Origin of the sequence: Streptomyces sp. W16 (genome assembly GCF_033194735.1) — a bacterium.
Classification (GTDB): domain Bacteria; phylum Actinomycetota; class Actinomycetes; order Streptomycetales; family Streptomycetaceae; genus Streptomyces.
Genome location: NZ_JAWOAI010000064.1, coordinates 21,257 through 28,036 on the forward strand (window position 1 = coordinate 21,257; position 6,780 = coordinate 28,036).

7 protein-coding genes and 1 pseudogene are annotated in these 6,780 nt (G+C 68.1%); 3 read left to right on the forward strand and 5 right to left on the reverse strand.

Annotation, left to right across the window (positions count from 1 at the left end; translation table 11 throughout):
* Window positions 1-22 precede the first annotated feature (22 nt).
* From R6V09_RS11590 to R6V09_RS11610, 5 genes are all read right to left on the reverse strand, one after another.
* Window positions 23-961: a beta-ketoacyl-ACP synthase III gene (locus R6V09_RS11590; RefSeq protein WP_317881295.1), complete on the reverse strand. Its 939-nt coding sequence runs from the start codon at window positions 959-961 to the stop codon at window positions 23-25.
* A 149-nt stretch (window positions 962-1,110) separates the two neighbouring features.
* Window positions 1,111-1,245, reverse strand: a complete 135-nt coding sequence (locus R6V09_RS11595) for an MFS transporter small subunit (protein ID WP_317881296.1) — start codon at window positions 1,243-1,245, stop codon at window positions 1,111-1,113.
* Complete coding sequence (locus R6V09_RS11600) at window positions 1,214-2,551, reverse strand: OFA family MFS transporter (RefSeq protein ID WP_317881297.1); 1,338 nt, start codon at window positions 2,549-2,551, stop codon at window positions 1,214-1,216. Before R6V09_RS11600 ends, R6V09_RS11595 begins: the two co-directional genes overlap by 32 nt.
* Before the next feature lie 212 nt (window positions 2,552-2,763).
* The gene (locus R6V09_RS11605) at window positions 2,764-3,624 is read right to left on the reverse strand and encodes an aminoglycoside phosphotransferase family protein (protein WP_317881298.1); all 861 of its coding nucleotides are present in this window, start codon (window positions 3,622-3,624) and stop codon (window positions 2,764-2,766) included.
* 153 nt (window positions 3,625-3,777) lie between these two features.
* Window positions 3,778-4,269 carry a nucleotidyltransferase domain-containing protein gene (locus R6V09_RS11610; protein ID WP_317881299.1) on the reverse strand — a complete coding sequence of 164 codons (492 nt, stop codon included), beginning with the start codon at window positions 4,267-4,269 and terminating at the stop codon, window positions 3,778-3,780.
* Window positions 4,270-4,614: 345 nt separating this feature from the next.
* Between R6V09_RS11610 and R6V09_RS11615 the strand changes: the two genes are divergently transcribed.
* The 3 genes and pseudogenes from R6V09_RS11615 to fdhD all read left to right on the forward strand — a co-directional run bounded on the left by R6V09_RS11615 (window position 4,615) and on the right by fdhD (window position 6,726).
* Window positions 4,615-5,586, forward strand: coding sequence for a 2-dehydropantoate 2-reductase (locus R6V09_RS11615; protein ID WP_317881300.1), 972 nt, complete (start codon window positions 4,615-4,617; stop codon window positions 5,584-5,586).
* 140 nt (window positions 5,587-5,726) lie between these two features.
* Window positions 5,727-5,870: pseudogene (locus tag R6V09_RS11620) on the forward strand (2Fe-2S iron-sulfur cluster-binding protein); the annotation flags it as partial.
* 7 nt (window positions 5,871-5,877) lie between these two features.
* Entirely contained in the window at window positions 5,878-6,726 is an 849-nt protein-coding gene (fdhD, locus tag R6V09_RS11625) for a formate dehydrogenase accessory sulfurtransferase FdhD (RefSeq protein ID WP_317881301.1), read from the forward strand.
* Window positions 6,727-6,780 lie beyond the last annotated feature (54 nt).

The following is a 6,780-nucleotide window of genomic DNA, read 5'->3' on the forward strand; positions in this document are numbered from 1 at the left end:
CACATGTGAGCGGGTGCGCAGGTCACGGGCACCGGACGACCTGGCCGGCGTAGGAAAGGTTCCCGCCGAAGCCGAACAGCAGGACGGGGTCGCCGGTGCGGACGGCACCTTGTTCGACGAGTTTCGAGAACGCGAGCGGGATGCTGGCGGCCGAGGTGTTGCCCGATTGGACGACATCGCGGGCGACGACCGCGTTGACGGCGCCGATCTTCTCGGCGAGGGGCTCGATGATGCGCAGGTTCGCCTGGTGCAGGACGACGCCGGCGAGGTCTGCGGGGGTCAGGCCGGCCTTCTCGCAGGCCTTGCGGGCGATGGGCGGGAGTTGGGTGGTGGCCCAGCGGTAGACGCTCTGGCCCTCCTGCGCGAACCGCGGGGGCGTGCCCTCGATCCGTACCGCGTGGCCCATCTCGGGCACGGAACCCCACAGCACCGGTCCGATGCCGGGTTCGTCGGCGGCCTCGACGACGGCGGCGCCCGCTCCGTCGCCGACGAGGACGCAGGTCGTACGGTCGGTCCAGTCGGTGACCTCGGACATCTTGTCGGCGCCGATGACCAGGGCCCGGGTGGCCGCTCCCGCGCGGACGGCGTGGTCGGCGGTGGCCAGGGCGTGGGTGAAGCCGGCGCACACGACGTTGACGTCCATGGCGGCGGGCGACGGGATGCCGAGGCGGGCGGCGACGCGGGCCGCCATGTTCGGGGAGCGGTCGATGGCCGTAGAAGTGGCGACCAGAACCAGGTCGATGTCCCCGGGCGTCAGGCCCGCGGCGGCGAGGGCCTTGGCGGCGGCGTGCGCGGCCAGCTCGTCGACGGGTTCGTCGGGTCCGGCGATGTGGCGGGTCTTGATGCCCACCCGGGAGGTGATCCACTCGTGACTCGTGTCGACCATGCCCGCCAGGTCCTCGTTGGTGAGTACCTTGGCGGGCTGGTAGTGGCCGACGGCGGCGATCCGCGTGCCGTTCATAGGTGGTCCCCCTCGTTGCCTTGGGTAGCGGGATCCACCAGTCTTGCCAGTGACTCACGGGTACGACGGCAGGTGATGCCACAGGAAACTGCCGTCCGGGTTGTCGGCTTCCGTCATCCGTTCCGGGGTTGACGGTGTTACCCGAACATTCAGCCGGTGAACAGCTGCTTCGCCTTGAGGATCAGTTCGTATACGCCATACACGAGTGGTGCGCCCACCCACAGCCAGGCGAAGGCGATCAGCGGTCGCCGGTCAGGCGGACTCTGACTGCTGTCGTTCGACATCTACGGCCTCCCTCGGGGCGGGGATGTGATGGCGGGCGTCGACGGGCCGGACGAGTTCGTTGGCGACGAAACCGATGACGAGCAGCCCGATCATGATCACGAAGGAGGTGTCGTAGAGGGAGGCGCCGTGTTTGCCGGCGTCCTTCTGGTGGTCTGCGATCCAGTTGACGATCAGTGGTCCGAGGACACCGGCCAGGGACCAGGCGGTGAGGAGCCGGCCGTGGATCGCGCCGACCTGGTAGGTCCCGAAGAGGTCCTTCAGGTAGGCGGGCACGGTCGCGAAGCCGCCGCCGTAGAAGGAGAGGATGACGAGGGCGCAGAGGATGAACAGCGGTTTCGAGGAGTCGCCGAACAGCGCGATGAGCGCGTACATGACCGCGCCGACGCCCAGGTAGACGCGGTAGATGTTCTTGCGTCCGATCAGGTCGGAGGTCGACGACCAGCCGATACGGCCCGCCATGTTGGCCGCGGAGAGCAGCGCGACGAAGCCGGCGGCGGCCGACACCGAGACCGGTGTGGAGGTGTCCGCGAAGAAGTCCGTGATCATCGGGGCGGCCTTCTCCAGGATGCCGATGCCCGCGGTCACGTTCATGCACAGGACGACCCACAGGCACCAGAACTGCGGGGTGCGCACGGCGCTGTTGGCCGAGACCTGTACGCCGGTGAGGACGCTGGGCGCGTTCGCCGTGTCCGTGGGGCCCTCGGTGCGAGGCACCCGCACGAGCAGCACGCCGAGTGTCATGAAGACTGCATACGAAAGACCGAGTACGAGAAACGTCTGCGCGATGCCGGTGTTGTCGGAGCCGAACGACTTCAGCATCTGGGCCGACCACGGGGAGGCGATGAGCGCGCCGCCGCCGAAGCCCATGATGGCGATGCCGGTGGCCATGCCGGGCCGGTCCGGGAACCACTTGATCAGGGTCGAGACCGGTGAGATGTAGCCGATGCCGAGGCCGATCCCGCCGACGAAGCCGTAGCCGAGGACGATCAGCCAGAACTGCTTCGTCTCCGCGCCCAGCGCGGAGATCAGGAAGCCGGAGGAGAAGCAGATCAGGGCGACGGTCATCGCCCAGCGCGGTCCGTTGCGCTCGACGAGGGTGCCGCCGAACGCGGCCGACAACCCGAGCATGACGATGGCGAGTTGGAAGGGCAGGGCGCTCTGTGTGCCGCTGAGGTTCAGTGAGGATTCGAGCGGCGGCTTGAAGACACTCCAGGCGTAGGCCTGGCCGATGGAGAGGTGCACCGAGAGGGCGGCGGGGGGAACCAGCCAGCGGCTCCACGCCGGGGGTGCTACTGGGGGACTCATGATCCCGGACGGTAGGGAGTGACAGGGGAGTTGAGAAGGCGGCGCGTCGACCGTATGCGGTGAGCGGTATGCAGAGTGCGCCCAACGGTCGCTCTCCTCCGAGGAGTTGCGGCCCGATCGCTCACTGGCCGGACGCTCGCTGTGACGGGGTTGCGACGGCGGCAGTCTCGTCGCGTGGTTCCTTGCCGCTGTCACATGCCCTTCGAAGATTTCTACAGGCCGCCCAGTCGCTTGTTCATCGTGTCGAGTGTCGGCCAGGGAGGACCGTCGTGCAGTGCACGCAGGAGTTCTTCTCCGAATCGCCTCCCGTTCGGAAACTGGTCGCCGAGCTCCCAACGCCACGCGGCGACCATCGCGAGGACGAGCTGTCGGCACTCGTCCAGCAGCCCTTGGTCGACGTTCGGGTAGTGCTCGCAGACCGCCTCGGGAACATGGGCGAGGTCGAACTCGACGGGTCCGCGGCAGCACGTCTCAAGGTCGATGAACAACGGGCCGTTCTTCGTGGCGAGCACATTGCCCGGATGCGGTTCGCCGTGGAGCAACTGCTCCACGGCACCGCGGTCGTCGATCGCCCGTCGCAGGCTTTCCAGCCTGCCGCCGAGGAACACGCGGTCCGCGTCGGCGAGTTCCGGCGAGCGGTCCGGGTCGGCGACAACTTCTTGCGCCTCCGTGATCCGGTCCGTGAACCTCGGGCTCGGCACATCGACCTTGCGCATGCCGGCGTGCAGTCGCTCCAGCGCCTTGGCGTAGTCGACCGGTGAGGTGTGAGGCGTCACGGGCTCGTAGTAGGTCCACAGCGTCACCGCGAAGCCGTCGCGCGTGTACACACGCGGGTCCACCCGAGGCTCCAAGGGACACACCGGGCATCCGGCCTCGCCGAGCCGCTGGGCGAGCTCGACTTCGAACCGCGCGACCTCTTGCCCCACAGGGGCGACCCGGGCAAAGGCGTCGCACGGCGTCAGCCGCAGTGCCAGCTTGTTCGAGTTGTGCAGAACGATCGCGTCGTCGGCCGGCAGGCCGAGCGATGCGGCGACCCAGGTCGCAGCCGTGATCGCACGCGTGACGTCGGTCATCTCCACCCGAGAATCCTGGCACAGGCGAGCGAGGGCGGTGCCGGCCGGAGTGGCCGGTGCCGACTGACTCGTGTGACTTTGATCGTTAGTTGGCGGCTCGAAGACCCCGATCAGTCACTCAACGTGAGGAAATTCTCCGCCCGCCGACGTGGATCAAAAGTGTGTTGCGATGCCGAAGGCGCGGCGGAGTTGTGCCATGTCGTGACGATCGCGTTCCGAGGGCTCGTAGCCCTGGTGGAAGTAGACCTGCTGTTCGGCGGACAAGCACAGGACTGACGTCCCATGGATGGTGCCCGTCACGAAGCATGAGGACGGGTAGGTGAATGGACGTTCGGGTTCGGGTGACGCCTGCACTGCTGAGCCGTCGTCGGCGAAGACCAGCGGGTGGAGGTCGATCTCTCGTCCGTCCGGTGCCGTCACGACGAATCGGATGGGCCTCCAGTTCAGGGTCTCCACGAAACCGACCTCATGGAGGGCCGCCACCACAACGTCTTCCTGGTCCTGCCGGTGCATCAAGTCCAGGTCCCGATGGTCTCGCGTCTGCTCGCCGACCAGAGCGTCGATCCCCCATCCTCCACCGATCCAGACGTCCGCCTTCGCTTGTCGTAGCAGGGGCAGGACGAACAACACGTCTTCAGCTGTCATCACCTGACGCAGGCTAGAAGCGTCCGCCCAGGGCCGCGAAACGTTTTCCTGTCCTTCAGCCTTCCGCTGGCTGGTGGTGGCAGGGGCGAGCTCTGCGTGCGCAGCAAGAACGCATCTTCGAAATTGACCGCACCCACCGTCACCAGACCGATCGCCCGCCAACCAGAAATCAAATCCGCCGACCAACGATCAAAGTCACCACTCGACCGGTCACGGCTGTCCAAACCCTTGCCGACCCATCTTCCATACTGTAGACAATATTTCGTCGACACTGTTCGGCGCCGTCCGCACCGGTCGGACGGCAGCCACCTCCGCGGTACTCCCTCGACCGAACGGAGAGTCCCAGTGAAAGTCGCAGTCCTCGGCGCCGGTGCGATCGGCGCCTATGTCGGCGCCGCGCTGCACCGTGCGGGCGCCGATGTGCATCTTGTCGCCCGTGGACCGCATCTCGCGGCCATGAGGCAGCACGGCGTCCAAGTCCTCAGCCCGCGCGGCGACTTCACCGCCCGCGCCCATGCCACCGACGACCCGGCGGAGATCGGTCCGGTCGACTTCGTCCTCCTCGGTCTGAAGGCCAACTCGTACGCGGCGTGCGGGCCGCTGATCGAGCCCCTGCTGCACGACACCACGGCGGTGGTGGCGGCCCAGAACGGCATCCCGTGGTGGTACTTCCACGCGCACGGCGGTCCCTACGACGGGCAGCGCATCGAGAGCGTGGACCCGGACGGCGCGGTCAGCGCGGTGCTCGCGCCCGAACGGGCCGTCGGCTGTGTCGTCTACGCGGCAACGGAGCTTGCGGGTCCGGGAGTTGTGCGCCATCTCGAAGGCACCCGGTTCTCGGTCGGGGAGCCCGACCGGAGCGTCTCGGCACGTTGCCTGGCGCTGAGCGAGGCCATGCAGGCCGGCGGGTTGAAGTGCCCGGTCGAGCCGGAACTGCGCAACGACATCTGGCTCAAGCTGCTCGGCAACATCTCCTTCAACCCGATCAGCGCGCTGGCCCGCGCCACCATGCGGCAGATGTGCCTGCACGGCGGTACCCGCAGGGTCATCGAGATCATGATGACCGAGACGCTCTCGGTCGCCGAGGCCCTGGGATGTGAGGTCGGCGTCTCCATCGAGCGACGGCTCGCGGGCGCGGAACGCGTCGGCGACCACCGCACCTCGACGCTCCAGGACCTGGAGCGCGGCAAGCCGCTCGAACTCGACGTACTGCTCGCGGCCGTCGTCGAGTTGGCGGAGATCACCGGCGTGGAGGTGCCCACCCTGCGCACCGTGCACGCCATCTCGGACCTGCTCGCGCTGAGGAGTGCCGCATGAGGATCGCGACGGGCGTACGAATGGCCGCGACACCACTAGGGATTCCGCAGGGCCGAGCCCGGTATGGAGGTGCGGACCGGCGCCGAGCGGGCCCGGCACAGCCGTAGGGTCGTTCTCGACGTTCTCGAAACCTTTGCTGCTGCGGAGCGGGCTGCAACCCCACTCCGCGCGTGCAGGACAATGAGATCGTGAAGGTCACCTCGTCGCACGGCGATCCGGTGGCCCACGGCACCCTCCGCATCAAGGGCCGTTTCGGCCACCAGTACGTACAGAACCGGGGCTGATCAGGACATGGGACGAGTCACGGAACGACGCAAGGTGACCCGGATCCGCGACGGCGTGGTCTCCAGCCGTCCGGACACGCTCGTCGCCGAGGAGCCCCTGGAGATCCGGCTCAACGGCAAGCCGCTCGCGATCACCATGCGGACGCCGGGCGACGACTTCGCGCTCGCGGCCGGGTTCCTGGTCAGTGAAGGTGTACTGGCGAATGCATACGATCTGCGGAACATCGTGTACTGCGCGGGGGCGACAGTCGACGGGACGAACACATACAACGTCGTCGATGTGCGGACCGCCCCGGACGTGGTGATTCCGGACATCACGCTGGAGCGGAACGTGTATACGACGTCCTCGTGCGGTCTGTGCGGCAAGGCGAGCCTGGACGCGGTCCGTACGACGACCCGCTGGCCGATCGCCGACACTCCCCCGGTCCGTGTCGAGCCCGCGTTGCTCGCGAGCCTCCCCGACCGGCTGCGCGCGGCGCAGCGGGTCTTCGACCGGACCGGGGGTCTGCACGCGGCGGCCCTGTTCAGCGAGGAGGGTGAGCTGCTGGACGTACGGGAGGACGTGGGCCGGCACAACGCGGTCGACAAGCTGGTCGGCCGTGCGCTGCAGAACGGGGATCTGCCGCTGTCCGGGGTGATCCTGCTCGTCTCGGGCCGGGCCTCCTTCGAGCTGGCGCAGAAGGCCGTGATGGCCGGTATCCCGGTGCTGGCGGCGGTGTCGGCGCCCTCGTCGCTGGCCGTGGACCTGGCGGCGGAGACGGGGCTGACCCTGGTGGGCTTCCTGCGGGGCAGCAACATGAACGTGTACGCGGGCGAGGACCGTATCGCCCTGCGGGCCACGGCCGGCCAGGGCTGACGCCCTCGCCCCGCGGCACGGCGGCGGGGCCCCGGCCGGCGGGGAGCGCCCCCT